The sequence below is a fragment of the Caproiciproducens puteiluti genome, assembly GCF_052442865.1.
GTDB lineage: Bacteria > Bacillota > Clostridia > Oscillospirales > Acutalibacteraceae > Caproiciproducens.
Window position 1 is genome coordinate 1,672,804 of record NZ_CP194790.1, and the last position, 24,153, is coordinate 1,696,956.

The following is a 24,153-nucleotide window of genomic DNA, read 5'->3' on the forward strand; positions in this document are numbered from 1 at the left end:
TATTTCAATCGGAAAGGTCGAATAATAATGGGTGAATATTACAAGATGACAATCGCGGGCTGCGAGCGCGAATTGCCGATTTGTCCGATCAGCGACACGCTTGACATCGCGGGCTTTGTCATGCTCGGCGACGTGGAGATCACTGAGAAAACGGCGGCCGCGCTTCTCGAGAAATGCCCGGAGCATGATGTCGTCGTCACGGCGGAAACAAAGGGAATCCCGCTCTGCTACGAAATGGCCCGTCAGGGCTGCCGCCGTTACATTGTCGCGCGTAAAAGCGTAAAAGCGTATATGCGCAACCCCATTCACGTAGAGGTGAAATCCATCACCACGGATCATGTGCAGAAGCTTTATCTTGCGGAAGACGATTATAAGGGACTGAACGGCAAGCGCGTCCTGATTGTGGACGACGTGATCAGCACGGGAGAATCCCTTGCTGCAATGGAGGACCTCGTCAGGCAGTTCGGCGGCAAGATTGTCGGCCGCGCCTGTGTGCTCGCCGAGGGCGATGCCAAGGACAGGGACGATATTATTTATCTGGAGCCTCTGCCGTTGTTTTTTAAATAATCCGGACATTTTCATTTCGGGGGAGTTATGATGAAGCGGCCGCTTGTGCTGGTGGGTTTTTGTTATCTGCTGACACTGGCGGCCGCTGTTTATTTTGGCCCGGAGCTGTCGCTGGTTCTTGCCTGTGCCTCCCTTGCGGGGTTCCTGATTACCGCGCTGGCACCGAAAACGCGTGCTGTCGGCGTGTTTCCCGCCGCTTTGCTTACGGTGTCGCTGGCATTCGGTGGTTTTTACGCGTATCATCAGTCCCAGGTGGAACCGGCGGAGCTGCTTGCCGGTCGGGATGCGGTGATCGACGGTACTGTCTGTGAGCTTCCTTATCAGGCGTACAACCGGTTTTATTATATTGTGGAAGTCAATGACATCTCTCTGAAAGACGCCCCCAGGCCGCTGAAAATACGGATTTCGTCACAGGGCGCTCTGAACGTGGAACCGTATTCCCATGTGAAAGGGAAGGTACATCTGTTCCTGCCTTCGGGCGGAGAGGGCTATTCCTCGCGCTCCTACTACGCTTCCAAGGGAATCACCCTGTTTTCTTACCTTTATGAATATGAAAACGTGCGGGTGAGCCCCCCTACGCGAAAGCCGCCGTACTATTACGCGCTGAAGCTTCGGTCCGCGCTGCTGAAATCCATCCGCTCCATGCTGCCTCCCAGTGAGGCCAAGCTGGTCAACGGGGTCCTTTTTGGCGATCAGACCAGCCTTTCCCCGCAGGTGACCGCCGACTTCCGGGCCATCGGTGTTTCCCATATTTTATCTGTTTCCGGGCTGCACATGACGACGATGGCGGAACTGATCCTGATGCTGCTCCTGTTTTTCAGGGTGCCGAAGAAGCCCGCGGCGGCTCTGGCCGGTGTCGGCGTCGTCTGCTTTATGGCAGTTACCTGCTTTGTCCCATCCGTTACGCGCAGTGGGGTGATGTGCCTGATCTACCTTTCGGGCATGCTTTTGTCCCGTCATCCGGATTCGCTGAATTCCCTGAGCATTTCCGTGCTGCTGATCGGCTGGTCGAACCCGTACGCCGCTGCGGATGTGGGCTTGCTGCTCTCGTTTTCCGCAACACTGGGGCTGATTTTATTTTCCGGACAGACGGCTGGCTATTTGAACCGGAAATATGATAAAATAAAGAAGATCGGTCCCCTTGTGCGCGGGGTCAACGGAATTCTGGGGACCACCGTATGGGCGGTGCTTTTTACGCTGCCGATCGTCATCCTTTCTTTTCAAAGTGTTTCGCTTGCCGCGCCGATTGCCAATCTTCTGGAGCTGGTCCCTTCTACGCTGATGATGAATTTTGCGGCTATTGCCGCCGTAATCAATCTGATTGCCCCGCAGTCCTTCCTTGCCATGCCGTTTGCGCTGGTTTCGGGGCTGCTGGCGAAATATATGCTTGCCTGCGCGCACTGGCTTGCGCAAACTCCGTTCGCCTCTGTTTCGGCGTCCTACGGATTTGTGACGGTCTGGCTCTCCGGTACGGTCCTTTTGATTGCAGCGACCGTCCTGATGATGAAAAGCCGGAAGCTGTTCCGGGTCACCGCGCTGCTTTCGCTGACGTTGCTTCTGACCGGTATTTTTTCTTATCAGCTTTCCATGCGCAACGTGACGCGCCTTGCCGTTCTGGACGGCGCCGGGTCCGTCGTTCTTACGCGCAACGGCCGCGCGGCGGTGATCGGCTGCGGGGGCTTTCGCTCCGAAACCGTCGGCAGTTATCTGCGCAGCCAGGGGGTAACGAAGCTGGATGTCCTTCAGCCGCTGACCCTGACGGCGGAGGAAGCAAAAAATGCGGCAGAGCTGATGAATGCGTTTACGCCGGACAGGCTTGTGATCCCAAAGGACGGGATGGTCGATACGTATATCCGTAAGGCGGTTACGCAAGCGGGCAGCGTGGCTCCATACGATCTTTCCGCCGACACGAAATTGTGGGAGAATACGGAGGTGCAGGTGCGGTTTGACGGCACTGCTGCCGCGGCAAGGATTACGGCCGGCGGCGTGTCGGTTTTGGTTTGCCCCGCCGGGGCAAAGCTTGACGGCCTGCCGGAGGAATGGCTTGTCTCCGATTTTGCAGCGGCGGAGTCCGTTCCGAAAAACGCAAACCTGCTTCATCCCCTGGTTACCATCCTTTCTGCGGATGGGGAAACGATGGGGCAGGACGTTTCACAGATAAAAAAGCTGAACCCGATCGTGACGGGCGGCGCCGGAAATATTGTGCTGCAGATAAAGGACGACGGGACTTTACAATTAAGGAGGGAGTAATATGCCCGAAATTACCGAGGCGGAACTGAAAAAACAAATTGAAAAAGCGGATTTTGCAAACCTCTATTTTCTGCACGGAGAAGAAAAGTATCTGGTCGGCTTCTATGCGAAAAAGCTGATTGCCAAAGCCGCGGGAACCGCGTTTTTAGATTTTAATTTTCAGCGCTTTGACGATTCCGCCACGATTGATCAGATCGCGGCGGCTGTGGAAGCGCTCCCTTTCATGGCGGAGCGCAAATGCGTGGCGGTCTCCGACCTGGATGTGGAAGGCCTGCGCGCGCAGGAAGCGGCCAAGCTGGACGAGCTTCTGAAAAGCGTTCCGGACACAACTGTGCTGGTGTTCTATCTGCCGTCCGCGGAAATCGATTATAAAAAAGATAAAAAATGGAAAAAGCTGATGGATACGGTCAATCAGGCGGGCGTGACGGTCCACCTGAAAAAACGCTCCGGGCCGGACCTTGAAAAAGCCCTGTGCGCAGCGGCGGCAAAACGGGGCTGTGAGCTTTCGAGGCAGAACGCCGGGCGTATTGTCGGTTACTGCGGAAACGACCTGCAGACGCTGTTTAACGAGCTGGAAAAGCTATGCGCTTTTGTAAAGGAAGGCGCGATCACCGCGCAGACGATTGACGCGCTGGTGGTGAAGAATCTGGAAACCCGGGTATACGATCTGTCCAAGGCGGTTATCGCGGGCCAGTACGACAAAGCCTACGGGATTCTGGACCTCCTGTTTTATCAGAATGAGGAGCCCGTTTCCGTTCTGGCGGTGCTTTCCTCCGCGTATATCGACATGTACCGCGTCAGGGCTTCCATTCAGAGCGGATTCACCGCGTCGGAGCCCGCAAAGCACTTTGACTATGCCCGCAAGGAATTCAGGCTCACCAACGCGGAGCGGGACGCGAAGAAACTGACCACGCCCATGCTGCGCCAGAGTCTTCAGGCGCTTCTGGGGGCAGATACCGCGCTGAAAAGCGCGCGCGGCGACCGGCGCATCATTATGGAAAAGCTGATCGCGCAGCTTTTACTCATAGCGGAAAGGGAGAAAACGGCTTGATTAAAATAAAGGAAGCGGTCATAGTAGAGGGGAAATACGATAAGATCAAGCTTTCCTCGATCATTGACGGTTTAATTATAGAGACGCGGGGATTCCGGATTTTCCGCGATAAAGAACAAATGGAAATGATTCGCCGGTTGGCGGACAACCGCGGAATTTTGGTTTTGACGGACAGCGACTCCGCCGGATTCCTCATCCGGAACTACCTTTCCGGCGCGGTCAGCCCGGATAAAATCAAGCATGCCTATATTCCCGATATTTTCGGAAAAGAGGGCCGCAAGGATAAACCCTCCAAGGAAGGAAAGCTCGGGGTGGAAGGGGTGCCTGTACAGGCAATCGTTGACGCCCTGCGGCGCGCCGGCGTTACCTGCAGCGAGGACGAAGCTCCCGCGGGGCGGAAGATTGCCAAAACGGACCTTTATCTTGCCGGCCTGTCCGGCGGGGAAAACAGCGCGCAGAAAAGAAGGACATTTTTAAAGGAGCTGGCATTGCCGGAGCATCTGGCGGTAAATTCGATGGTCGGCGTTCTGAACAGCATTATGACTTACGACGAATTTTGCAGTTTAATTGACAAACTTTTTAAAAATTCGTAATTTGGGGTTGACAATGGGATGAATAGAATGATATAATAACTCTCGCTGAGTCGCGCGAGTGCTGGAACTGGCAGACAGGCACGTTTGAGGGGCGTGTGTTGTATGACGTATGGGTTCAAGTCCCATCTCGCGCACCAATAAAACCCGGAAGGCCGCATGAATGTTGGCTTTCCGGGTCCTTTTTTTGCATAAAAGCCTCAATGGGCTTCTCGACCTGCGAGTAACATCCAGGCTTCGGGTGTCTGTAATAGTCTCGTTTTAGCGTGCACATATTATAGACTTCGGCTCCGTCAACGGCAATATAAGTTCTGCCGATACCATCATGCATACGGTAGTTCGAACTGAAAAACTTTACTCTATCTTTCAGCGAATCACAAGTGAAATTTTCCAATTTCTTTTTGGTTTGACTCCACATTTCAGAAACTCCTTATATTAATAGGTTGATTTTCCGGAAGACCAAACAGGCAGCTATGGCCAAGAAGTCGTACCATCAGCCTCATAGACAAGAGAAAGCTTCATCGGACTAACCGGTGGGCTTTTTTAAATTTACATGGAGGGCCTTCTGACCGTTTATTGCAGCATGGAGAGATAAAAAAAGTTTCGGTATCAAGAACTTTTTGCACTGCTGGTGCGTCTTTATTAACGAGACCGAACAGATGGGAAAGCGGGAGAAAAACGATGCGCAAACAAATACCGGACGATTTAAAAGAATGTATCGAAAAGAACAGAGAAAGCATGTATCGCTTGGCGTACAGTTATACGAAGAGCAGGGAAGCGGCGCTGGACGTCATTCAGGAAACGGTGGTGCACGCTTTGGAAAAGGCGCATACGTTACGGGATCCCTGTAAAATGAAGAACTGGGTTTTCCGCATACTGGTAAATGAGAGTGTCAGCTGGTATCGGAAGAACAGGCGTACGGTATCGCTTTCTGAGCAGGACGAGGTACCATTACAGGACAGAACGGCGGAAGTCGCCGAGGCGCTGGATGTCTACAGGGCCGTACAGGCGTTGAATCCAGAACTGAAAACCGTCATAATCCTTCGGTATTATGAAGATATGAGGTTGGAAGACATCGCGAAAATTACGCATACGCCATTGAATACGGTGAAATCCCGGCTGCGGCGTGGCTTGGACCAGATTAGAAAATACCTATAAGGAGGGTTTCTTATGATGCTGGAAGATTATCTCAGAGAATCAAAAGTCTACTACCGTGAAATTCCAACCCCGGCGGAGCTGCAGGACAGAATTGCAGCTGCATACCGCTCGTTCCGGCCGGAAACTGCCAGGGAAATGCGCGTTTTGCGGTGGATAGCGGTGTCTGCGGCGAGCATGTTCGCAGTGTTTGTTATTTTGCTCAACAGCAGCCCGGTGTTTGCCCGTTCGACTCACGGAATCCCGGTGGTGGGCGACATTGCCCGAGTCTTTACGTTTCGCGAGGATTTCAAGCAGGATCCAGGTCAGACGCTTACCGTCAGGGAGCCCAAAATTTCCGGACTGAAAAATAACGCCAATCAGAATCAAATCAATCTCCTCATTCAGACGAAGGTGGAGACGGCGCAGAAAATGCTGGAAGAGAGAAGCGAGCAGGAACGGGAAGCCTTCCTTCAGACAGGAGGCAAGGCGGAAGATTACATTCCCGCCAAATCATCCATCACATATTCTATAAAATACAGCAATACCAAAATGCTCTCCTTTGTGTTGGACATCACATGGGATAGGGCACAATCTTCGCTGGAACAGTTTTTTTACAACCTGGACCCTAACACCGGGGCTGCATTGACACTCGAAAATCTGCTCGGCAGGGATTACAAAACCGTGGTGGATGACAGTATTCGTAAGCAAATGAAGGAACGCACCGCACAGCATAGCGACTGGATGTATTTTACCGGGTCCGATGGGTTTCAGGGCATTCGTCAGGACCAGAAGTTTTATGTTAACGCGGATGGAAAGGCGGTCGTTGTGTTCGACAAATATGAAATTGCCCCCGGATTCATGGGCCCGCAGGAATTTATCATTTCTGCCGTGCAGCCGTCAGGCGCGTCCTCAGCAGGCTGATCCATGAAAGTCCTCTGTTTTCCCGACAGAATCGATCCAATGTGTCCTGTCCAATACCATTGTGCCTGCACGGAAACCCATTTATCCGGAGAGCGGCTTTCCGGGTGCAAAAATGCCGCCCGTTGAGGACGGCAAGAGAATTACATGGATGGGTCGCTGTCTTTCCTGCTTCCGTTTTGAGCAGGTTTCGCAGTTTCCTTATCCTCTCTGGGGGTCGGCATTAGGATTGGTACCGGAGCCGGAACGGTTGGAATATGTGCGGGAGAAACCGAGTCCGGATCAGGCACAAGCAATTTTTCTTTCATCAATTCAATCTCCTTTCGGAAATTAGCCTGTCCAATCGCCTGGGTTTTATCAAAAACGGCTCTCACCGTGAAGCGAGAGCCGCAAATATTATTCAAAAGATGATCTTACCGGCGACGATGGCCTCCATTACGTCATTTGCCTGCAAGACGGGCTCCCATTTCAAATGCTTTCCGGCAGTCAATTGGAAACTGCTCCGCTTTTACGCGGGCCTTGTGTTCCTCGCTGAACATGGATGCCTCGTATTTGGAATAGTCATTAAACTGATAGGTGTCATTGCTGGCGATAAATTCGGATGGACCGCCCAAACGTTCCAGCAGAACTTTATAACGGTCGAATAGTACGTTGTAGCCAAGCTTTTCCATAGCGTCTTTCGGGACATTCATTGTGTAGATAAAGCCTGATGACAGTTTTCCCTGAAAGGTGGAGGGATGCCCGGTATTGTAAGTCATGGCAGAGAACAGCAGACGTTCGAGAAATGAGAGCATTTCACCCGTTATATTCGCAAAATAGATCGGTGTACCAAGCAGGAGTACATCACAGTGGATGATCTTTTCAAGTACGTCAGTCAGATCGTCCCGCATTGCACAGCGGCCCAGTGCCCCGCCTTTTCTTTTACATGCAAAACAACTGATGCAGCCTCTGTATTGCAGATCGTACAGGTGGATCATTTCGGTCTGTGCCCCGACCGATTCCGCGCCGTCCAGCGCGTTTTGCAGCAGGGTAGCCGTATTCCACTTCTTTCTCGGACTTCCATTCACAGCGATTACATTCATAAGGGGTCATCCTTTCAAATATTTCATTGTATGGAATTATTATACTCTTCCCGTCAAGTCCCCTTATGTCTGTATGCAGTATAGTACGGTTTTAAAATTCTAGGCCCGGACCCGCCGTCCCGGAAACAAGCCGCTGACGCATTATTGAGGGGAAAGCAATTTTAAACCGATAATTCCCGCTACGATAAGAGCAACGCAGAAAATTTGGGGGATGCTGATTTGTTCATGGAAGAGAACGATCCCTAAAATAAGCGTTCCCGCCGTACCGATTCCGGTCCATACGGCGTAAGCCGTTCCGAGGGGCAGATTTTTTAAAGACAGAGATAAAAAATAAAAGCTTGCGATCATCCCTGCCACCGTTATCACACTCGGAACAGGCTTTGTGAAGCCCTGTGAATATTTCAGGCTGACAGCCCAACATGTCTCGAAAATCCCTGCTATTGCCAACAGTAACCAATGCATGTTTTTCACTCCTTTTAAAAATGTACAAAAAATAAAAAGCCATGGAAGATATAAAAATATCTCCCAGGCTTTTGTCCTTCCGTGAACGCAGTATCCTGCGCGCTTTATCTCGGTGCAGACCAGCTGTTAACTGCGGAACCCTATAAAGCTTTTCCTAGAATAGCAAATCCAATGAAAAATGTCAATATGAAAAACAATATTGAATACAAATCCCGCCGTCGATTACTGCATGGACTGACATTCCCGCACGCATTTTTTACATTCTGCGGCACATTTCGCACAGTGGTCGTCTTTAAATGCTCCGCATTCCTGAGCGCACTCATTGCAAATCATCGCGCATAGCTTGCATAATTCCATCGCATGGCAGGAATCCACCGCCATAAAGGAGGATGCTTCCCTACAGATACAAGCACATTCATAAAGCTTGGCAATGCACTTTTTCCTGTTTGCTGCGTCGGGTTCGTCAAGGCACATTTTCATACATTCCAAACACGCCTGTGCGCATTTGTTGCATTGGTCAATGCAGGTTTGATTTTTATTATTCATATTTACAATCCCCATAAATTAACTCCTGCAGATTTTATTTCTACTATTATTTCTGAGAAGTTAAAATTTATGTGGGATGATATCCGATAGCCGTTCTCTATTCCTGCCACTCGTAAATGGCGAGGATACGCGGCGTAAACTCATGAAAACGATGCTCTTCGTTCGTAAGCGAAACGAGAAAATGACCCTCGGCACGATATACGCCGCTGGTGTAAAGATGCGCTTCGGCATCGCTTGACCGGCAAGCTCCGCAGTTTGCACAGCTGCATGCATCCGGGTTTTCAAATTCCACCCAAACCGGTTTTCCGTTATAATCCGTTAAGTTCCGAATCATTTTTCCCTTCATAATATCACCTGCTTTATTTTATTATACTTCACTTTTTCCTGATTGTACAATAATATTCTTCCCGAATAGCCGGGATGCTTCTGTTAACAGCTTCATAGACAAATCCACGCCGAATTAATTGGTAAGTTTTTTTCTTGAAAATCATTAAACATTCTGCTATAATACAATTAAAATTGAGCTTTTATAATTTTGGGGGATAGGTTTGTGCACGAATCTATAATACAATAATTAGCTCAATTCACAATTTGGGACACCCTCTCAACTGCTTTTGGGCGGCTGGGAGGGATTTTTAATTAGGATTAAGGCGGCAGGACCGCCGGATTTGAACTAACGCAGAATATTAATCATTGACCAACAGCGGAAATTTGCCTATTTCTCCATTACGCGTCATAGATTTTATAGAAATGCTTGATAGGGGGAGTTTGCATGAAACTGCTTTTCTCAAAGCAGGTAAAAAGGTTCGTTGGGCTTGTAGTTGTCGTTTGTTTGCTGGTTGCGGCGCTTTTTAATACGGCGGGGTACTTCTTTCACTGCAAATATATCAGCGTTGCGGCAGCGGTAGCCGAGGTGGATCAATACGAAGTAAGGACCGGGCTTTTGATGGATGCAATGGACCGGGTAGGGGTATGCGCGCCGGAAGCAGCCGCCGTGGTATGGGCTGACGGTCTGAAAAGCAGAAGCGGGGCGATGCAATATTCCGTAATGGATTCCAGACTCAAAAAAGAGTATGTCAAACAGCTCGGCCAATACAATCCCAATTGGGTAACGGGAATGTCCAGTCCCTGGATAGAAAGCTATAAAATCACCAACCAAACGCAGACGGGAAGCGATCAATATGCGATTCAGCTTTCTTTTTCCACGGCAACATCGAGCGGTCCCGCCGGGGACTATAACGCTGCGCTGACGGTCGTCAAAGACGGCGACTTTTGGCGTATCACGAAAATATCCGCGGACAAAGGGTTACACCCGTATATGGGTGTATTATAAAAGAATAATCTAAATTATAAAGGCTGCCGTCAAACGATAATTGTCGTTTGGCGGCAGCCTTTTATTGAGAATCATTCTATTGGCAGTTCGCTTTTTGAATTCGACGCGGGCCTTCTTCAAACCAGACAGCCGGCCCTGGTATTGAGCCAGTTAAGAAACAGATATTTCGCAAACGGCTCCGTTTCGAACCGGCGGCATAATTCATCCAATTGGGAATAGGTGTATCCGAATTCTTCCTGAAACAGTTCTTCACACCAGACCTGCTCTTTCAGATAAAAAACAACCTTTTCCACGTTGGGGAAAACGTTCAGGCTGAACAGGACGTCCTGGCATTCCCAGTAGCGGTTGAAACGGTCACAGAAGCTGCTCAGGGTAGCCCACTGCGTTTCCGCGGAACGGCGCCATACGGCGCTCAGTTCATAGACAAAACCGCTCATGGCCAGCCGGTGCGGAGAGTCGGACCTTCGGATTGTTTCCAGAAGCTCCGGGGGAGACTGGACCGGGGTCATCAGCCGGCCGTTTTCGGGATGAAGAACATAGTAACATACGGTGGGGAGAAAGACGTACTGCACAAAACCCAGCACCGATTCGATACCGGGATGGCAAGCCCAGTTGCTGTCCAGCAGGAGACGCTGTCCGTCCACCGCACAGGCATTGATAAAAACGGGAGTTTCCAGCTGCTCCGGCGGAACGAACAGGTCGTTCCACACGTCCTGTTTTCCTAAAGTCCATTCCCAATAGCCGGGCTGCCGATATTTGCAGGACGGGCCGGGCATGGCGGTTACCTCGAGTAGTGCTCGACGACCAGCTGATCGTCGATTTCCACGGGGATTTCGTCCCGGAGGGGCAGGCGGAGAAGCGTGCCGCTGAAAGCGTTGAAATCCCGTGTCACATAAGGCACGGCAAATCCCTTTCCCTCCAGAAAATTAGCGCGGAACGCTTCGTTGCTTCTGGATTTCTCACGAAGGGAAACCACGTCGCCCGGTTGGATCGTATAGGATGGAATTGTGATTTTTTGGCCGTTTACCAGAATATGGCCCGTGCGTTACCTGCTGGCGCGCCAAACGGATGGAATTGGCGAAGCCGATCCGGTATACCATATTGTCCAGACGGCGTTCCAGCGTTTGCAGCAGGGCGTCGCCCGTTTTTCCCGGAGCCCTTTCCGCCGCGGAATAATAACGCATCATCTGTTTTTCCAGAATTCCGTAGTATGCCTTGACTTTTTGCTTTTCGATCAGCTGCAGGCCGTATTCCGAAACCTTCCTTCTCTTACTGAAGGCCGGTGCGTTTGCCCTCTTCATCGCTTTTGGGTGTCCGCAGATATTTACCCCCAAATGTCTGCATTCCTTGAAACGGGGGCCTCTTCTTGTTGCCATTCTTGTTCGTCTCCTTTATCTGTTTCATTTCATGTTGCCTTCAAACAAGTTAGTCTTATCTAACTACCGGGCCACACAACATATTTTTAACGAAATTATTATAGCAGATTTGTAAAATCATGGCAAGGCGTAAAATCAAAAGAAGCGAGAAAAATGGTTTTTTGATGGGGATCAATAATAGCAAAAGGAGTCCTGCCGCTGTGTTCGGCGGCAGGACCCTTTTTCGGAGCGTTTGTTGAGCAAGGGTTAAACAGAGTTTTTAGCAAGCTCAGGCAGTCTCGGTGCTGCCCGCTTTCTTTTCGTCCTTTTTGACAATCCGGAACAGAACGAAAGCAAAGACACAGCAAAGAGCGGCCATTACCAGGGCATAGACAAACATCATGTTATAGCCCGCTTTGCCGGGATTCGCGTCCATCCAGCTGCCGATCATGGTGTACATGAAAATGTCGGGGGAATAGCCCAGGAAGGATACGAAGCCGGAAACACGGCCGGTGGAATTGACCGGAAGATGTGCGTCGTCGATGATGGCGAAGTACATGGAACGTACAACATAGATGATGAACAGGCCGAAGATGAAGTTGACAATAACGACGTTCAGCACCGCGGCAGATTCCGGCAGGACCAGGAATCCGAGGAAGGACGCGATGAACAGTACGGCAGAACCGATGATGACCTTGATACGGGAGCCGATCTTATCAGCCAGGAATCCGCCGAGGACGCCGCCGATGGCCTGAATGACGTAGCGGAAGGCGCCGAGCGTTGTGCCCACGGATTCCGGAGCGCCGTAAACCTTCACACAGTAGGTGTTCAGATAGCCCAGCATCCCATAAATGCTGTATGCGGTAAAGACGATCGCGCAGATAACCCATACGCGCGGCAGTTTCATGGCGTGCAGCATGCCTTTTGCAATGTCGAGGATGCCCTCGGAGTTTTCTTCTCTTTTTGTGTCTTCAATAAAGAACCAGTTGAGGACACCGATAATAATAACGACAATCGCGCAGACACGGATGGCCCACTGTGCGCCCAGAACCTTATCTGCAAAATGATTGTAGGCCGCCATCATACCGAATACCAACAGAGCGTTCATAATGCCGCGAAGGCCTTCCTGAAGGCCGAACAAGCGGCCCTGTTCCTCGCTGGAACCAAGCATACGGGTCGCTTTGATGCACGCCGACCAGTATGTAATAATGGTGGAAATACCCATCAGAACAAAGATGATGCGGCAGACGTTGTAGCCGGGGAACATGGAGAACCAGAGTCCCAAAATACCAGTTGTGATGAATGAAAAAGTCAGCAGTTTCCTTGCGGAAAATTTATCGGCGATCATACCGCCAACGAAATAGGATAACAGGGCCATTGAAGCATAACCGGACGACAGAAGCCCCATCTGTTCGTTGGTAAGCTGCATTGCGTTTTGAATCTGAACATAGAAGGTTTCACGGATGTACGGTAACTGGAAAATGATGCCTGCACCTGCGGCAAGCAGCAGGAGAGTGCCGTATTTTTTGATAAATGCTTTGTTCATTTAACATTTCCTCCTCTTTTTTGTTTAGCTGCAGGATGACGAGAGACGCCCTGAAATTATCTGTGCACAATAATTTTAGAGAAAAAAAAGAGTAACTTCAACCCATCCGCATGGACGGCGGATCGGTTGAAGTTACTCAATCTCTCAATCTCTCTGATAGTAACTGATGACAGTATACAGCAAATATTGCGAGTTGTCATTAAACAAAAACGCTAAATAAAATTCAGCAGAACTGGTCAAATTAAACAATTGACAAATAAAGTACCAGCCGTTATACTGAAGTCAGTTACCAAAGAGAGTAAGAGAAAGTAACTTTTTAATGGGCGTATACCCATTTGAAAGTTGCTTTCTCTTTTTTTATTGGTCAAAATGAGATGAAGAAAAGGAGTAAACAGCATGGCACTAATTGAAAGACAAAGCATCGTGGAAGGCCTGATCCGAATTCTTGGAAAAGAAAACGTAATCACGGATGAACAGGTTCTGAAAGAAAGCAGCCTTGATCGTTACAGAAAATATGAACAGGTCTGCGAAGTATATACACAGCCGATCCCCGCGGCAGTTGTTTATGTACACAGCACGGAAGAGGTCGCTGATGTACTGAAATTCGCAAATGAATATCAAATTAATATTGTGCCGCGTACCGGTCATTCTGCAATCGAGGGCGGGCTGGAAACAGCTTTGGAAAACTCGGTTGTTGTCGACGGTTCCCAAATGAACAAGGTTCTGAAGGTGGATCAATACAATATGCAGGTTACCTGCCAGTGCGGCGTTCCCTTACAGGACCTGGACGATATGCTCCGTGAGCAGGGCTATACCACCGGACATTCCCCGCAGTCCAAGCCTCTGGCACAGATGGGCGGCCTGGTGGCCACCCGCAGCATCGGCCAGTTCTCCACTCTGTACGGCGGCATCGAAGACATGGTCGTCGGCCTGGAAGCGGTTTTTCCAAACGGAAAAATCTGCCGCATCAAGAACGTTCCGCGCCGCTCCGTCGGTCCTGATATCAGAAATATCATCATCGGAAACGAAGGCGCCCTGTGTTACATTACGGAAGTGACCGTCAAAATATTCAAGTACCGTCCGGAAAATAATCAATTTATGGGTTACACGCTGGACAATATGAAAACCGGCTTTGAAGTGCTTCGTGAAGTGATGGTGGAAGGCTACAAGCCGTCCATCGCCCGTCTGTACGACCCCGCCGACGGCGCCATGAGCTTCTCTCATTTCGCCGCTCCCGGAAAATGCGTGCTGATCTTTACGACGGAAGGCCCTGCGGCGATCGCCGAGGCCACGGCAGCCGGTATCAAGGAAATCGTCGTACGCTATGACGAGTGCGAAGCGGTCGACCCGAAATATATTGAGAAGTGGTTCAGCCACCTGAACTGGGGTCCGGAGCAGATCGCACAGGAGCGCGAGGAAATCAAGGCAACACAGAACATCGGTATCACCACAGAGGTTTCCGGCTGCTGGGACTGCATTTATGAAATCTATGACACCGCCCGCAGGCGCATTATGGAAGAAGTGCCGGACATCACGCTGATCGGCGGCCATTCCTCCCACAGCTATATCAACGGCACCAATATGTACTTCGTTTACTATTACAATATCGTCGACTGCCCGCCGGAAGAGGAGATCAACAAATACCACAATCTCATCAACCGGATCATCTGCGAACAGGTCGTTCAGTACGGCGGGTCCATCGCTCACCACCATGGCCTCGGCAAAGCCAGAGCGCGCTATGTTCATGAAGAGTACGGTTCTTCCTTCTATATGCTGGATACCCTCAAGAAGGCGTTCGACCCGAACGGCATCATGAATATGGGAACGCTGATTCCACTCAGAAAATGATGAAACTCTTACTTCCTTTTTCCATTACCCCGGATCTGGAGGCCCTTTCCGAAGAGGATTGGGCCCTCCAGCCCGATTTAAAAGTTGATACGTCGTTCACGCCGCTGGACTGGAATAGCTTTGATGAAAGTGCGCTGGAAATGAGCCTGAAGCTATCCTACAACGGAGCTGCAGGCTCTTTTTGCTTTTACCGGTGTGTGCTGACCGTCGGCGGAATGCCCAGTGACCGGTTTTTGAAAACGCTGGCCGCGCTGAAATTCGACGAGCTTGTCCGGGTCGACCCCGGGGACGCGGATTTACGGTTCCGGCCCGAGGTGGTCGCCCGGCTCATCGCGGACTTTGCGCAGACACAGGCGCATCCTGATTTTATTCTGATGGGCCGGCAGACACAGGTCGGCGACAACGCCTGCACACCGCTTCTGACGGCGGAACTGCTGGGGTGGCCTTGCGTAACACAGGTGACTGCGCTGGGGCCGGCGGACGAACACCGCCTGCGCGTTACCGGCGCGGTTGACGGGGGAACGTCGGTACAGACGGTTTCCGCGCCCTGCGTTCTGAGCATCGGCGACGCTCCGTGTACCTATCTGCGCGTTCCGACGCTGAAGGACAAGATGGCCTACGGGAAGAAGCCCATTACCCTGCTGAAGCTGTCGGATTTTCCGGGAGCGGAAGCCCTGCTGTCCAGCCCCAACGCGGAGCTGCGTTCGCTGGTTCCCATCCGGAAGGAGCGGGAAGGCGTCCTGATCGAGGCGGATACGCCGGAGGAAAAGGCGGAAATTCTGTACCGAGACTATCTGAAAGGCAGGCTGAATCGCTTATGAAAGGAATACTGGTGCTGAACGCCTGCACGAACGATTACCCGGACCAGTGCCGGCTGCTTGCGGGATTCCTAGAGCAGCGCACAAATGGAATCGAGGCGGACACGGCCGTTGTGTTTCACAGGGAAGAAGCCGATCGTGAGGAACTGCTTTGCGCGGTCCCGGTGCCAAAAGCCGTGTTGATCGGCCTTCCGCAGGCGCGGACGGAAACCATGCTGAATCAGCTTGCCGAGCTGGGAGGCAGCGGGGAAACAGCAGTCTATCTGTTTGCCGGGAACTGCTTTGGGTCGGAGCTGGCGGTGCGGATGGGGCAGCGCTGCGGGGGCACGTTTATGGCGGCGGTCGACGGCGTACAGTGCGCCGGGGAGGAAATTACCGTCACCAAATCCGTATACGGCGGGCATATGGAGGCGGAATTTGCGCTGAAGAAAGCGCCGTACTGCCTTTCCGTTTCCCGGTCCTGTGCCGAACCGGCAAAAGAGACCGGCCGGTCCGCCGTGGCCGTAGAGGAGCGAACGGTCCGGGAAGGTCCGGAAAACGGCTTCTCCGAGGACTATGCTTTTATTCCCGGAAAAGAGGAAAAAAATCTGGAAACCGCGCCGTTTATTCTTGCCGCGGGATGGGGGGCAAAAAGCCGGGAGGGCGTCGACGCCATGGCGCAGGCCGCGGAAAAGATAGGGGCTGAATTCGGGGTCAGCCGTCCGGTCGCCATGAGTGCGTGGGCGCCCATGAGCAGCCTGATCGGCGTTTCGGGTGTCATGACAAAGCCGGAAATCTGCATTGCTGCGGGTGTTTCGGGCGCGCCGGCCTTTTATGCCGGAATTGAAAAAAGCGGGTTTATCGTTTCCGTCAATTCGGACCCGCGGGCGCCGATTCACCGAAAATCCAACGTTGCGATCGTGGACGACTGGCACAAGGTCTTACAGCATCTCAGCGAGATTTCCGAAAAGCCTTTAAAAGCAACCCGAAAGAACCAAGAATGATTATAATCTGATAGTGGGGTATGATTTCATGAACAGCCGTCCAATTTTTCCTATGGACGAATCGTATACGGAATATATTCGCGATGAGTCCCAGTTTTCCGGAGGCGCGCAGAGTATTTCGTTTCCGCGCAGCGAGGAAGAAATCTGTGCGATCCTCGGCGAACTGCGCGAGCAGCGGATTCCGGTGACGGTACAGGGGGGCAAAACCGGCATTGTCGGCAGCGGAGTGCCGCTGAGCGGACATCTGATGAATGTGGCCGACTGCAGCCGGGTACTGGAATATTCCGAAACGGACGGAAAATATTTGCTGACGGTGGAGCCCGGTCTGCGCCTGTCGGAGCTGAAGCAGTCGATTGCAAGGCTGGGAGGACCCGTCCGTCTTTTCTGGCCGCCAGAACCGACGGAGGCCACCGCGACGGTCGGCGGCGCAGCCGCAATGGCGGCTTCCGGAATCTGTGCTTATGCTTACGGGGACGCCAGGCAGTACTTTGAAGCGGCGCGCGTGATTCTGGCCGACGGTACCGTGCGGGATATCCGCCGAGGGGAACATTTTCTAGAAGTAAACGGCGAACGGCTCGATGAGCTGGACGCGTTTCTCGGCAGCGAGGGGATGCTCGGCGTTTTCTCCGCTCTGACTCTCCGCCTGATGCCCTGTCCCGCGGAGCAGTGGGGCATCGCCTTCTTTTTTGAAAGCCCGCGCGACGCGTGGCGCTTTGCCGACGAGCTGCAGAGCGACCCGGTGGGGTCGGAAAAAGCGCGGGTGACCGTGGCGGAGTATATTGACGGGGATTCCCTCCGGCTCATAGAGCAGAAAAAAGAACTGCTGGGCAGTCTCGACAGTATTCCACCCGTCGATCCGGCCTTTCACGCGATGATTTATCTGGAAATTGCGGGGGAGGAATCCGAAATCGAGGCTGTGGCGGAAGCCCTGATGGAACGGGCGATGCAGTGCGGAAGCGACCCGGACCGCGCATGGGCGGTATCCGGTGAAAAGGAAATCGAGTCTCTGCGGGACTTTCGTCACGCAATCCCGGAAACGGTCAATCTCGTGGTGGGGGAAAACCACCGGAACCATCCGGAAATCACCAAGCTTTCCACCGATATTTCCTTTCCCGGAAAGCCGTTTACCCGGGTGATGGAGTGGTATGGGGACTGTCTGAGAGACCTCAGGCCCGCGCACTGCATTTTTGGCCATATCGGGGAAAATCATGTGCACTGCAACCTCTTTCCGAAGGATTCTTCAGAGCAGCGGCAGTGCGAGGCATGGATGCGCTGGATTCTGCATGAGGCGGCTGCTTTCGGCGGCTGTGTTGTCAGGGAAAACGGTGTCGGCAAAGTTAAACGGCATTGGATTCCGGCGGATGACGCCGCGCTTTTGCGGATGCGCGAACTGAAAAAACGGTATGATCCGGAGGGTTTCTGGAATCCCGGCAATATGTTTTGATAAAAACCACCTTGTACACGCAGTATAGGGAAATGAAAATGGCGGGACAATAGGAATTGATCCTTCCTTGATTTGCTGTTTTTATATTTTTATGATGGAAGATCTGTATGAAATGATTCCCAAGAGGATTGACCGGCTGGAATAGAGAACGTTGCCTGAGCCGGAACTGAAAAGGCGGACAAGCGTTTGGCGCTTGCAAATCGTAAAATCTGTGGAGGAGGTGCCCCTATGATCCGATTTGAAAACGTAACGAAGGCATTTAAACAGGGGGAAGTAATCAAGGGCCTGAACTTTGAAATTCAGGATGGGGAAATGGTCGTTTTGGTCGGGCCGAGCGGATGCGGGAAAACCACAACGCTGAAAATGATCAATAAACTGACACGCCCCACTTCCGGGAGGATCCTGATCGACGATCAGGATATTGCCCAGCTGGACACTGTGAAACTGCGCAGGAAGATAGGCTATGTCATTCAGAAGACCGGTCTTTTTCCCCATATGACGGTAAAGGATAACATAGAGATCATTTTGCAGATAGAAGGAATGAATGCGGAGAAAAGAGACCATGTCACTTCCGAGATGATGAGAATCGTGGGTATGGACCCGGAGGCTTATCTGTACCGCTACCCCTCGCAGCTGAGCGGCGGCCAGCTGCAGAGAATCGGCGTTGCCAGAGCCTTTGCCTCCGATCCGAAAATCGTTCTGATGGACGAGCCGTTCTCCGCGCTGGACCCGATTACCCGGGCGCAACTCCAGTCCGAGCTTGTCGGGCTGCAGACCCGGCTGAAAAAGACTGTTGTCTTTGTCACGCACGACATGGACGAAGCGATCAAAATAGCCGACCGCATCTGCATTCTTGACGAAGGGCGCATCATTCAATACGATACTCCGGAAAATATATTGAAGAATCCGGCAAATGACTATATTTCCAGCTTTGTGGGGAAGAAGAGAATCTGGAACACCCCGGAATTGATACGCGTCAGGGATATTATGATGGCGAATCCCGTCAGCTGCACCCCGGATACCTCTTTGGAGGAATGCGCGGAGCTTTTGGGAGCCAACGAAATCAACGCGATGCCGGTTACCGATTCGGAAAAGCGTCTGGTAGGAATCGCGTACGGAACCGATATTCAGAAGCAGGCCGACCGTACCCAGCCGGTCGGAAAAATCATGAAAACGGAATTCCCAACGACGGCTCCCGAAAAAAACCTGCTGGAAATTCTCGCTTATATCCGTGAGCGCCAGCTGGATTTCGTGCCCGTTGTGGACGGGGAGAGCCGCTTGATCGGCCTGATTACATCCAAGAATCTGATGACTGTCTTAAGTCAGCAATTTGTCGATACGGAGGGTGAACGATGACGGAATTTTTTACGAGCTTCTGGAACATCCGCGAACAGGTCCTGTCCCTGCTGCTCGACCATATCCACTTAACGATTCTGTCCGTGGGAATCGCGGTTTTGATCGGTATTCCCGTCGGAATTCTCATCAGTCATTCGCCAAGGCTTGCAAAGCCGGTGCTTGGGATGACGAATATTGTGCAGGCGATCCCCAGCCTTGCCATGCTGGGATTTTTGATTCCGTATCTCGGCATCGGTACGGCTCCCGCCATTTTCTGCGTGGTGATTTATTCTCTGCTGCCCATTGTGAAAAACACCTGTATCGGTTTGAACAATATAGACCCCGACACGCTGGAGGCGGCGAAGGGCATCGGTATGACCCAGGGACAGGTCATGGGAAGGGTCCAGCTCCCGCTTGCGCTCCCGGTGATTATGGCCGGTATCCGTATCGCCGCGGTCAACGCGGTGGGCTTTGTGACCATCGCGGCCTTTATCGGCGCGGGCGGGCTGGGGTATCTGGTCTACTCCGGTATCCAGACCAGCAATACTTATCTGATTCTAAGCGGCGCTATCCCGGCGTGCATTCTGGCTCTGGTGGTCGACTTCGTCGTCGGTTTCCTTGAAAAGGTCGTGACCCCGGTCAACCTGATTCATCCGACGGTCGATATGAATAAGGAAAAAGTCCGGCGCCACAAGAGAAAGCGCTGGATCGTTTCCACCGCGGCGCTCGCCGTTATGGTTGCGATCATTATCGGTTCGGTTGCTCCCATCAATAAGGCCGAAGGGAAGGTGATCCACGTCGGTTCCAAGAACTTCACCGAACAACTGATTCTGGGAAATATCTATGCCGATCTGATCGAGGACAAAACGGATATCAAGGTTGTTCGGGACCTGAACTTGGGCAGCACCGACATCTGCTATAACGCGCTGAAAAGCCGTCATATCGACATGTATATCGAGTACACCGGCACCGCTTACGGCAGCCTGCTCAAACAGGGCTCGTCCACCGACAAGCAGCATATTTATACCACCGTTAAGGAGCTGATGGCCAAGCAGGGCATCGAGGTACTGGACCCCATCGGATTCAGCAATTCGTTTGTGCTGGCGGTCCGTCAGGAGACGGCCGACAAATATCGTCTGAATACCATCTCCGATCTGGAAAAAGCCAGCAGCCAGCTGATTTTTTCGCCTACCATCGAATTCAACAACCGACAGGACGGGGTTGCCGCCTTATATGCCGCTTACGATAAATTGAAATTCAAAGAGTCCTCACCCATGGAGGGCGGGCTGGGCTACCCGGCCATTGCGAGTAAGAAATGCGACGTCCTGACGGCTTACGCCACGGACGGCCTGCTGAAAACCTATCAGCTCAAGGTCCTTGAGGACGACAAAAACGCCCTTCTTTCCTATTATGCCATCCCGATGATCAACGAATCGGTCCTGCTGGAATACCCGGAGGTCAAGGATGTTATCGACCTGATGACGGGGCTTCTGGATGACGAATCCATGCGGGACCTCAACTACCTTGTCGATCAGGGAGGCCAGTCCCCGGAGGACGTAGCGCTCAACTTCTTAAAGAGCAAAGGACTGCTGTGAAAAATTTGTATAAACAGGGGGGCCGTGGTATAATAAACCGAACTGAAAAACCAGTTGCCGAATGGAAATCCAAATCGACAAGCAGAGGTGCAATATGAAATTAACAACGGAAGAGTTCTTGGAAAACACGGAAATCTGTCCGGTAATAGCGGCAGTCAACAAGTGGGAAGCCGTAGAGAAGTGCGGAAGCGTGGATTGCAAGATGGTCAACGTTCTGTTCGGGGATATCTGCACCATTGCCGATATCGTCAAAGAACTGAAGAAAATGGAGAAAATCGTTTTTGTGCATGTTGATCTCATTACGGGCTTCGCCAGCAAAGAGATCTGTGTGGACTTTATCCAGAAATACACGGAGGCCGACGGCATCATCAGTACAAAGCCGTTTCTGATCAAGCGTGCCAATGAGTTGGGCCTGTTCACGATCCAGCGTTTTTTTATGATTGATTTTATTACCTATGCCAATGTGGTCAAGCATGTCCGTGTCACCAATCCGAATGTGGTGGAATTGCTTCCGGCGGGTTTGTCGAAGGTCATCCGGTACCTGTGTGCTGAGATAGATCGTCCCGTGATTGCGGGCGGGCTGATTCTCGACAAGGACGACGTGATCGGCGCGCTCAGCGCAGGGGCGATCGCCATATCCACCACCAATCAGGAAATCTGGCGTGACTGAACACATCCTCTTTTAGAGAGACCGGTTCTGCAAATTGTACAAAAATATGCTAAAAAATTCGCACAAAATAGCATTGACAAACAGAGGTATATTCTTTATACTGAACACAGTTACTAAGAGATGAAGAGAAAGTAGCTTCAACACAGCGTTATGCTGTCTTGAAGCTGCTTTTTTTGTTGCGTGAATGTTTATTTTATTTCACGCGTACGGAAAAAAGTATCGGGAACAGTATAGTGTGCAGATATTGCTCGGCGGTGCGGCTCTTCGTCTCACAAACACAATACATAAACAATGGAGGTAAACATTATGAGCTACGATATCAATGATTTTTCTTTGGACTTCTTCAGCTTGAAAGGGAAGAACGCGGTCGTTACCGGCGGCAACAGCGGCCTTGGACAGTGTTTTTCACTGGCGCTGGCAAAGGCGGGCGCAAATGTGTTCGTCGCCAGCTTTCTGGAGGACGACGGAACCACGCAGAAGCTGATTGAGGAAGCCGGCAGCAAGATGGGCTTTATGAAGTGCGACCTTACTGAGAAAGGCGTTCCCGCGAAAGTCATTGAAGCCTGTGTCAAACAGTTCGGCAGCATCGATATTCTGGTAAACTGTGCCGGTATCTGCAAACTGAACGACGTTCTGGACTTCGACCGTGCCGACTGGGATCCGATGATTGCGACCGGCCTTACCGCGGCTTTTGAACTGAGCCATGAGGCCGCCAAATACATGGTCCCGCAGAAGAGCGGCAAGATCATCAACATCTGCTCGCTGTTCTCCTATCTGGGCGGACTCGGCTCACCGGCCTATGCCGCTATGAAGCACGGTATTGCGGGTCTGACAAAAGCGTATGCGGACGAGCTCGGCAAATACAACATTCAGGTTACCGGTATTGCTCCCGGCTACTACGCAACCAACATCACCGTGGAAACCCGCAGCAACCCTGTTACCAACCAGAGAGTGCTTGACCATATTCCGGCCAACCGCTGGGGTGAAAGACAGGATCTGATGGGAACCGCCGTGTTCCTCGCCAGCCACGCGTCCGACTATGTTACCGGCACGCTGCTTGTTGTCGACGGCGGCTACCTGGTTCGCTGATTGACCGGTTTTTATAGCGCGGTGGGGAGAGGGTTTTCTCCCCGCCCCAACACTATCCGAAAGGCAGTAGAGGTTTGGTATGAGTAAAAAATACATTTTAGCCGTCGACGGCGGTTCTCAGAGTTCTAAAATCGTAATTTTTGATCTGGAAGGGAATATTGTCTGCGAAGAGAAAGAAAACCTCAGGCCGGTCAATCTGCCGTCGCCGGGGATCGTAGAGCATCCCGATGACGATCTGTGGGATTCCATTGCGGTTGCCAGCAAAAAGACGCTGGCGAAATTTGACGGCGACGTCAAGGACATCATGGCGGTCGGGCTTTGCACCATCCGGTTCTGCCGGGCGCTCCTGAAAAAGGACGGTTCTCTGTATTCCCCGGTGATGAGCTGGATGGATCAGCGCGTTTCCCGCGTACATGAGCAGGTCAGCGACGAAATCGCTTATGTCACCACTTCCTCCGGTTATATTACCCATCGCTTTACCGGCAATTTTAACGATACGGCCGCCAACTATCAGGGCGTCTGGCCGATGGATACGGACACATGGCAGTGGTATGAGGACGATCAGAAGATTGCCGAATACAATCTTACCCGCGACATGCTGTTCCATCTGCAGATGCCCGGCACGATCCTTGGCTATGTGACGAAGGAAGCCGCCGAGGCGACCGGGATTCCGGAAGGGCTTCCGGTCGTGGCAACCGCGAACGACAAGGCGGTTGAGGCGCTGGGCGCGGGCTGCACCGGCGAAAAGACGGCGCTGATCTCCTTGGGCACCTACATTGCCGCAATGGCTCAGGGCCACGACAATCCAAAGAATACCGTGAATTTCTGGAGCAACTTCGCTTCCGTTCCAAACCAGTACCTGTATGAGAGCAACGGCATCCGCCGCGGCATGTGGACGGTCAGCTGGTTCAAGAACGTACTGGGCGACAGCTACGCGGAGAAAGCCCGATCCATGGGCATGTCTGCGGAAGAGCTGATGAGCAGGGAAGCGGAAGAGGTCCCCGTCGGAAGCGACGGCCTGATGACCGTTCTCGACTTTTTGGCTCCCGCGGACCAGCCGTTCAAAAAGGGAATCATGATCGGCTTTGACGGGCGCCACGGCCGCGCGCATATGTACCGTTCCATTCTGGAAGGCATTGCCATGACCATGAAGAGCCGTGTGGACGAGATGTGCGAGGAGCTTAACCTTAAGCTGGATAATATCATTATTTCCGGCGGTGGTTCCAACAGCGATCTGTTCATGCAGATTTTCTCCGATGTTTTCGGGATTCCCGCGTCGCGCAACGTGGTGAATGGTTCCGCGGCGGTCGGCTCGGCAATTTGTGCCGCCGTCGCAGTCGGGGCTTACAAAACCTTTGACGAGGCTGTGGCCCATATGGTCCGCATGCGCGACACCTTCCGGCCCGATCTGCAGAATACCGAGAAATATACGAGGGCGAACGCGGTCTATCGCGACATTACAAAATGTACGGATGACCTCCTGAAGCGCTCCTATGAAATTTTCAGTTAACCGATTTTAACAGACATTGCAGAA

Annotated in this window: 24 protein-coding genes, 1 tRNA gene, 1 pseudogene and 1 riboswitch; of the genes and pseudogenes, 17 read left to right on the top strand and 9 right to left on the bottom strand. The window is 51.9% G+C overall.

Translation table 11 applies throughout. The features are described 5' to 3' along the window. Nucleotides 1-27: 27 nt before the first annotated feature. The 5 genes from ACRQU7_RS08030 (at nt 28) to ACRQU7_RS08050 (ending at nt 4,598) form a co-directional block, all read left to right on the top strand. Nucleotides 28-567, top strand: coding sequence for a phosphoribosyltransferase family protein (locus ACRQU7_RS08030; protein ID WP_038323689.1), 540 nt, complete (start codon nt 28-30; stop codon nt 565-567). A 30-nt stretch (nt 568-597) separates the two neighbouring features. After that, nucleotides 598-2,817 (top strand): ComEC/Rec2 family competence protein, encoded by a 2,220-nt coding sequence (locus tag ACRQU7_RS08035; RefSeq protein WP_444645069.1) that lies wholly within the window; start codon nt 598-600, stop codon nt 2,815-2,817. 1 nt (nt 2,818) lies between these two features. Then, nucleotides 2,819-3,868: a DNA polymerase III subunit delta gene (gene holA, locus ACRQU7_RS08040; protein ID WP_444645071.1), complete on the top strand. Its 1,050-nt coding sequence runs from the start codon at nt 2,819-2,821 to the stop codon at nt 3,866-3,868. After that, nucleotides 3,865-4,461 carry a toprim domain-containing protein gene (locus ACRQU7_RS08045; protein WP_141825008.1) on the top strand — a complete coding sequence of 199 codons (597 nt, stop codon included), beginning with the start codon at nt 3,865-3,867 and terminating at the stop codon, nt 4,459-4,461. Before holA ends, ACRQU7_RS08045 begins: the two co-directional genes overlap by 4 nt. 52 nt (nt 4,462-4,513) lie before the next feature. Then, a tRNA-Leu gene (locus ACRQU7_RS08050) sits at nt 4,514-4,598 on the top strand. Here the strand turns inward: ACRQU7_RS08050 and ACRQU7_RS08055 are convergent. Beyond that, complete coding sequence (locus ACRQU7_RS08055; protein ID WP_444645073.1) at nt 4,577-4,876, bottom strand: SF0329 family protein; 300 nt, start codon at nt 4,874-4,876, stop codon at nt 4,577-4,579. The two genes, ACRQU7_RS08050 and ACRQU7_RS08055, sit on opposite strands and share 22 nt — an antisense overlap. Before the next feature lie 263 nt (nt 4,877-5,139). Between ACRQU7_RS08055 and ACRQU7_RS08060 the strand changes: the two genes are divergently transcribed. Further along, entirely contained in the window at nt 5,140-5,616 is a 477-nt protein-coding gene (locus ACRQU7_RS08060; protein WP_444645075.1) for a sigma-70 family RNA polymerase sigma factor, read from the top strand. Nucleotides 5,617-5,628: 12 nt separating this feature from the next. After that, entirely contained in the window at nt 5,629-6,516 is an 888-nt protein-coding gene (locus tag ACRQU7_RS08065; RefSeq protein WP_444645077.1) for a DUF3298 domain-containing protein, read from the top strand. A gap of 140 nt (nt 6,517-6,656) precedes the next feature. Here the strand turns inward: ACRQU7_RS08065 and ACRQU7_RS08070 are convergent, their stop codons facing one another. From ACRQU7_RS08070 to ACRQU7_RS08090, 5 genes are all read right to left on the bottom strand, one after another. Beyond that, nucleotides 6,657-6,821: a hypothetical protein gene (locus ACRQU7_RS08070; RefSeq protein ID WP_156103890.1), complete on the bottom strand. Its 165-nt coding sequence runs from the start codon at nt 6,819-6,821 to the stop codon at nt 6,657-6,659. A gap of 132 nt (nt 6,822-6,953) precedes the next feature. Then, nucleotides 6,954-7,595 (bottom strand): flavodoxin family protein, encoded by a 642-nt coding sequence (locus ACRQU7_RS08075; RefSeq protein ID WP_444645079.1) that lies wholly within the window; start codon nt 7,593-7,595, stop codon nt 6,954-6,956. A 141-nt stretch (nt 7,596-7,736) separates the two neighbouring features. Continuing rightward, entirely contained in the window at nt 7,737-8,057 is a 321-nt protein-coding gene (sugE, locus tag ACRQU7_RS08080) for a quaternary ammonium compound efflux SMR transporter SugE (RefSeq protein WP_444645549.1), read from the bottom strand. Nucleotides 8,058-8,115: 58 nt separating this feature from the next. After that, nucleotides 8,116-8,212, bottom strand: a riboswitch (guanidine-I (ykkC/yxkD leader). Between the two features lie 67 nt (nt 8,213-8,279). Continuing rightward, the gene (locus ACRQU7_RS08085; protein WP_444645081.1) at nt 8,280-8,618 is read right to left on the bottom strand and encodes a four-helix bundle copper-binding protein; all 339 of its coding nucleotides are present in this window, start codon (nt 8,616-8,618) and stop codon (nt 8,280-8,282) included. A gap of 82 nt (nt 8,619-8,700) precedes the next feature. After that, nucleotides 8,701-8,949 (bottom strand): hypothetical protein, encoded by a 249-nt coding sequence (locus ACRQU7_RS08090; RefSeq protein ID WP_141825017.1) that lies wholly within the window; start codon nt 8,947-8,949, stop codon nt 8,701-8,703. A gap of 426 nt (nt 8,950-9,375) precedes the next feature. Here ACRQU7_RS08090 and ACRQU7_RS08095 point away from each other — a divergent pair, with 426 nt between their 5' ends. Further along, nucleotides 9,376-9,936: a hypothetical protein gene (locus ACRQU7_RS08095; protein WP_444645083.1), complete on the top strand. Its 561-nt coding sequence runs from the start codon at nt 9,376-9,378 to the stop codon at nt 9,934-9,936. 116 nt (nt 9,937-10,052) lie between these two features. Here ACRQU7_RS08095 and ACRQU7_RS08100 read toward each other — a convergent pair whose 3' ends face one another. From ACRQU7_RS08100 to ACRQU7_RS08110, 3 genes and pseudogenes are all read right to left on the bottom strand, one after another. Then, complete coding sequence (locus ACRQU7_RS08100) at nt 10,053-10,712, bottom strand: hypothetical protein (protein WP_444645084.1); 660 nt, start codon at nt 10,710-10,712, stop codon at nt 10,053-10,055. Between the two features lie 5 nt (nt 10,713-10,717). Continuing rightward, a pseudogene (rpsD, locus tag ACRQU7_RS08105) lies at nt 10,718-11,312 on the bottom strand (30S ribosomal protein S4). Nucleotides 11,313-11,580: 268 nt separating this feature from the next. Next, nucleotides 11,581-12,837 (bottom strand): MFS transporter, encoded by a 1,257-nt coding sequence (locus ACRQU7_RS08110; protein WP_141825021.1) that lies wholly within the window; start codon nt 12,835-12,837, stop codon nt 11,581-11,583. 396 nt (nt 12,838-13,233) lie between these two features. Here ACRQU7_RS08110 and ACRQU7_RS08115 point away from each other — a divergent pair, with 396 nt between their 5' ends. From ACRQU7_RS08115 to ACRQU7_RS08155, 9 genes are all read left to right on the top strand, one after another. Next, nucleotides 13,234-14,685 (top strand): FAD-binding oxidoreductase, encoded by a 1,452-nt coding sequence (locus ACRQU7_RS08115; RefSeq protein WP_444645087.1) that lies wholly within the window; start codon nt 13,234-13,236, stop codon nt 14,683-14,685. Then, nucleotides 14,682-15,506 carry an electron transfer flavoprotein subunit beta/FixA family protein gene (locus tag ACRQU7_RS08120; RefSeq protein WP_444645089.1) on the top strand — a complete coding sequence of 275 codons (825 nt, stop codon included), beginning with the start codon at nt 14,682-14,684 and terminating at the stop codon, nt 15,504-15,506. The genes ACRQU7_RS08115 and ACRQU7_RS08120 overlap by 4 nt, the downstream gene beginning before the upstream one ends. Next, entirely contained in the window at nt 15,503-16,486 is a 984-nt protein-coding gene (locus tag ACRQU7_RS08125; protein WP_444645091.1) for an electron transfer flavoprotein subunit alpha/FixB family protein, read from the top strand. Before ACRQU7_RS08120 ends, ACRQU7_RS08125 begins: the two co-directional genes overlap by 4 nt. 28 nt (nt 16,487-16,514) lie before the next feature. Then, nucleotides 16,515-17,930, top strand: coding sequence for an FAD-binding oxidoreductase (locus ACRQU7_RS08130; protein ID WP_444645093.1), 1,416 nt, complete (start codon nt 16,515-16,517; stop codon nt 17,928-17,930). Nucleotides 17,931-18,158: 228 nt separating this feature from the next. Then, nucleotides 18,159-19,286 carry a betaine/proline/choline family ABC transporter ATP-binding protein gene (locus tag ACRQU7_RS08135; RefSeq protein ID WP_444645095.1) on the top strand — a complete coding sequence of 376 codons (1,128 nt, stop codon included), beginning with the start codon at nt 18,159-18,161 and terminating at the stop codon, nt 19,284-19,286. Then, the gene (locus ACRQU7_RS08140) at nt 19,283-20,860 is read left to right on the top strand and encodes an ABC transporter permease/substrate-binding protein (RefSeq protein ID WP_444645097.1); all 1,578 of its coding nucleotides are present in this window, start codon (nt 19,283-19,285) and stop codon (nt 20,858-20,860) included. Before ACRQU7_RS08135 ends, ACRQU7_RS08140 begins: the two co-directional genes overlap by 4 nt. Before the next feature lie 94 nt (nt 20,861-20,954). Continuing rightward, the gene (locus ACRQU7_RS08145) at nt 20,955-21,530 is read left to right on the top strand and encodes a glycerol-3-phosphate responsive antiterminator (protein WP_038323706.1); all 576 of its coding nucleotides are present in this window, start codon (nt 20,955-20,957) and stop codon (nt 21,528-21,530) included. Between the two features lie 306 nt (nt 21,531-21,836). Next, a complete protein-coding gene (locus ACRQU7_RS08150; protein ID WP_444645099.1) occupies nt 21,837-22,619 on the top strand; it encodes an SDR family oxidoreductase in 783 nt (260 codons plus the stop codon). 79 nt (nt 22,620-22,698) lie between these two features. Continuing rightward, nucleotides 22,699-24,129, top strand: coding sequence for an FGGY-family carbohydrate kinase (locus ACRQU7_RS08155; RefSeq protein ID WP_038323708.1), 1,431 nt, complete (start codon nt 22,699-22,701; stop codon nt 24,127-24,129). Nucleotides 24,130-24,153 lie beyond the last annotated feature (24 nt).

Bases quoted from the DNA above. Each gene is read 5' to 3' on its own strand.
- ACRQU7_RS08095 (WP_444645083.1), top strand. From the start codon at position 9,376: ATGAAACTGCTTTTCTCAAAGCAGGTAAAAAGGTTCGTTGGGCTTGTA.
- ACRQU7_RS08035 (WP_444645069.1), top strand. From the start codon at position 598: ATGAAGCGGCCGCTTGTGCTGGTGGGTTTTTGTTATCTGCTGACACTG.
- ACRQU7_RS08140 (WP_444645097.1), top strand. From the start codon at position 19,283: ATGACGGAATTTTTTACGAGCTTCTGGAACATCCGCGAACAGGTCCTG.
- ACRQU7_RS08135 (WP_444645095.1), top strand. From the start codon at position 18,159: ATGATCCGATTTGAAAACGTAACGAAGGCATTTAAACAGGGGGAAGTA.
- ACRQU7_RS08120 (WP_444645089.1), top strand. From the start codon at position 14,682: ATGATGAAACTCTTACTTCCTTTTTCCATTACCCCGGATCTGGAGGCC.
- ACRQU7_RS08090 (WP_141825017.1), bottom strand. From the start codon at position 8,949: ATGAAGGGAAAAATGATTCGGAACTTAACGGATTATAACGGAAAACCG.
- ACRQU7_RS08130 (WP_444645093.1), top strand. From the start codon at position 16,515: ATGAACAGCCGTCCAATTTTTCCTATGGACGAATCGTATACGGAATAT.
- ACRQU7_RS08100 (WP_444645084.1), bottom strand. From the start codon at position 10,712: ATGCCCGGCCCGTCCTGCAAATATCGGCAGCCCGGCTATTGGGAATGG.
- ACRQU7_RS08070 (WP_156103890.1), bottom strand. From the start codon at position 6,821: ATGAAAGAAAAATTGCTTGTGCCTGATCCGGACTCGGTTTCTCCCGCA.
- holA (WP_444645071.1), top strand. From the start codon at position 2,819: ATGCCCGAAATTACCGAGGCGGAACTGAAAAAACAAATTGAAAAAGCG.
- sugE (WP_444645549.1), bottom strand. From the start codon at position 8,057: ATGCATTGGTTACTGTTGGCAATAGCAGGGATTTTCGAGACATGTTGG.
- ACRQU7_RS08115 (WP_444645087.1), top strand. From the start codon at position 13,234: ATGGCACTAATTGAAAGACAAAGCATCGTGGAAGGCCTGATCCGAATT.
- ACRQU7_RS08065 (WP_444645077.1), top strand. From the start codon at position 5,629: ATGATGCTGGAAGATTATCTCAGAGAATCAAAAGTCTACTACCGTGAA.
- ACRQU7_RS08125 (WP_444645091.1), top strand. From the start codon at position 15,503: ATGAAAGGAATACTGGTGCTGAACGCCTGCACGAACGATTACCCGGAC.
- ACRQU7_RS08085 (WP_444645081.1), bottom strand. From the start codon at position 8,618: ATGGGGATTGTAAATATGAATAATAAAAATCAAACCTGCATTGACCAA.
- ACRQU7_RS08145 (WP_038323706.1), top strand. From the start codon at position 20,955: ATGAAATTAACAACGGAAGAGTTCTTGGAAAACACGGAAATCTGTCCG.
- ACRQU7_RS08030 (WP_038323689.1), top strand. From the start codon at position 28: ATGGGTGAATATTACAAGATGACAATCGCGGGCTGCGAGCGCGAATTG.
- ACRQU7_RS08055 (WP_444645073.1), bottom strand. From the start codon at position 4,876: ATGTGGAGTCAAACCAAAAAGAAATTGGAAAATTTCACTTGTGATTCG.
- ACRQU7_RS08110 (WP_141825021.1), bottom strand. From the start codon at position 12,837: ATGAACAAAGCATTTATCAAAAAATACGGCACTCTCCTGCTGCTTGCC.
- ACRQU7_RS08075 (WP_444645079.1), bottom strand. From the start codon at position 7,595: ATGAATGTAATCGCTGTGAATGGAAGTCCGAGAAAGAAGTGGAATACG.
- ACRQU7_RS08155 (WP_038323708.1), top strand. From the start codon at position 22,699: ATGAGTAAAAAATACATTTTAGCCGTCGACGGCGGTTCTCAGAGTTCT.
- ACRQU7_RS08060 (WP_444645075.1), top strand. From the start codon at position 5,140: ATGCGCAAACAAATACCGGACGATTTAAAAGAATGTATCGAAAAGAAC.
- ACRQU7_RS08150 (WP_444645099.1), top strand. From the start codon at position 21,837: ATGAGCTACGATATCAATGATTTTTCTTTGGACTTCTTCAGCTTGAAA.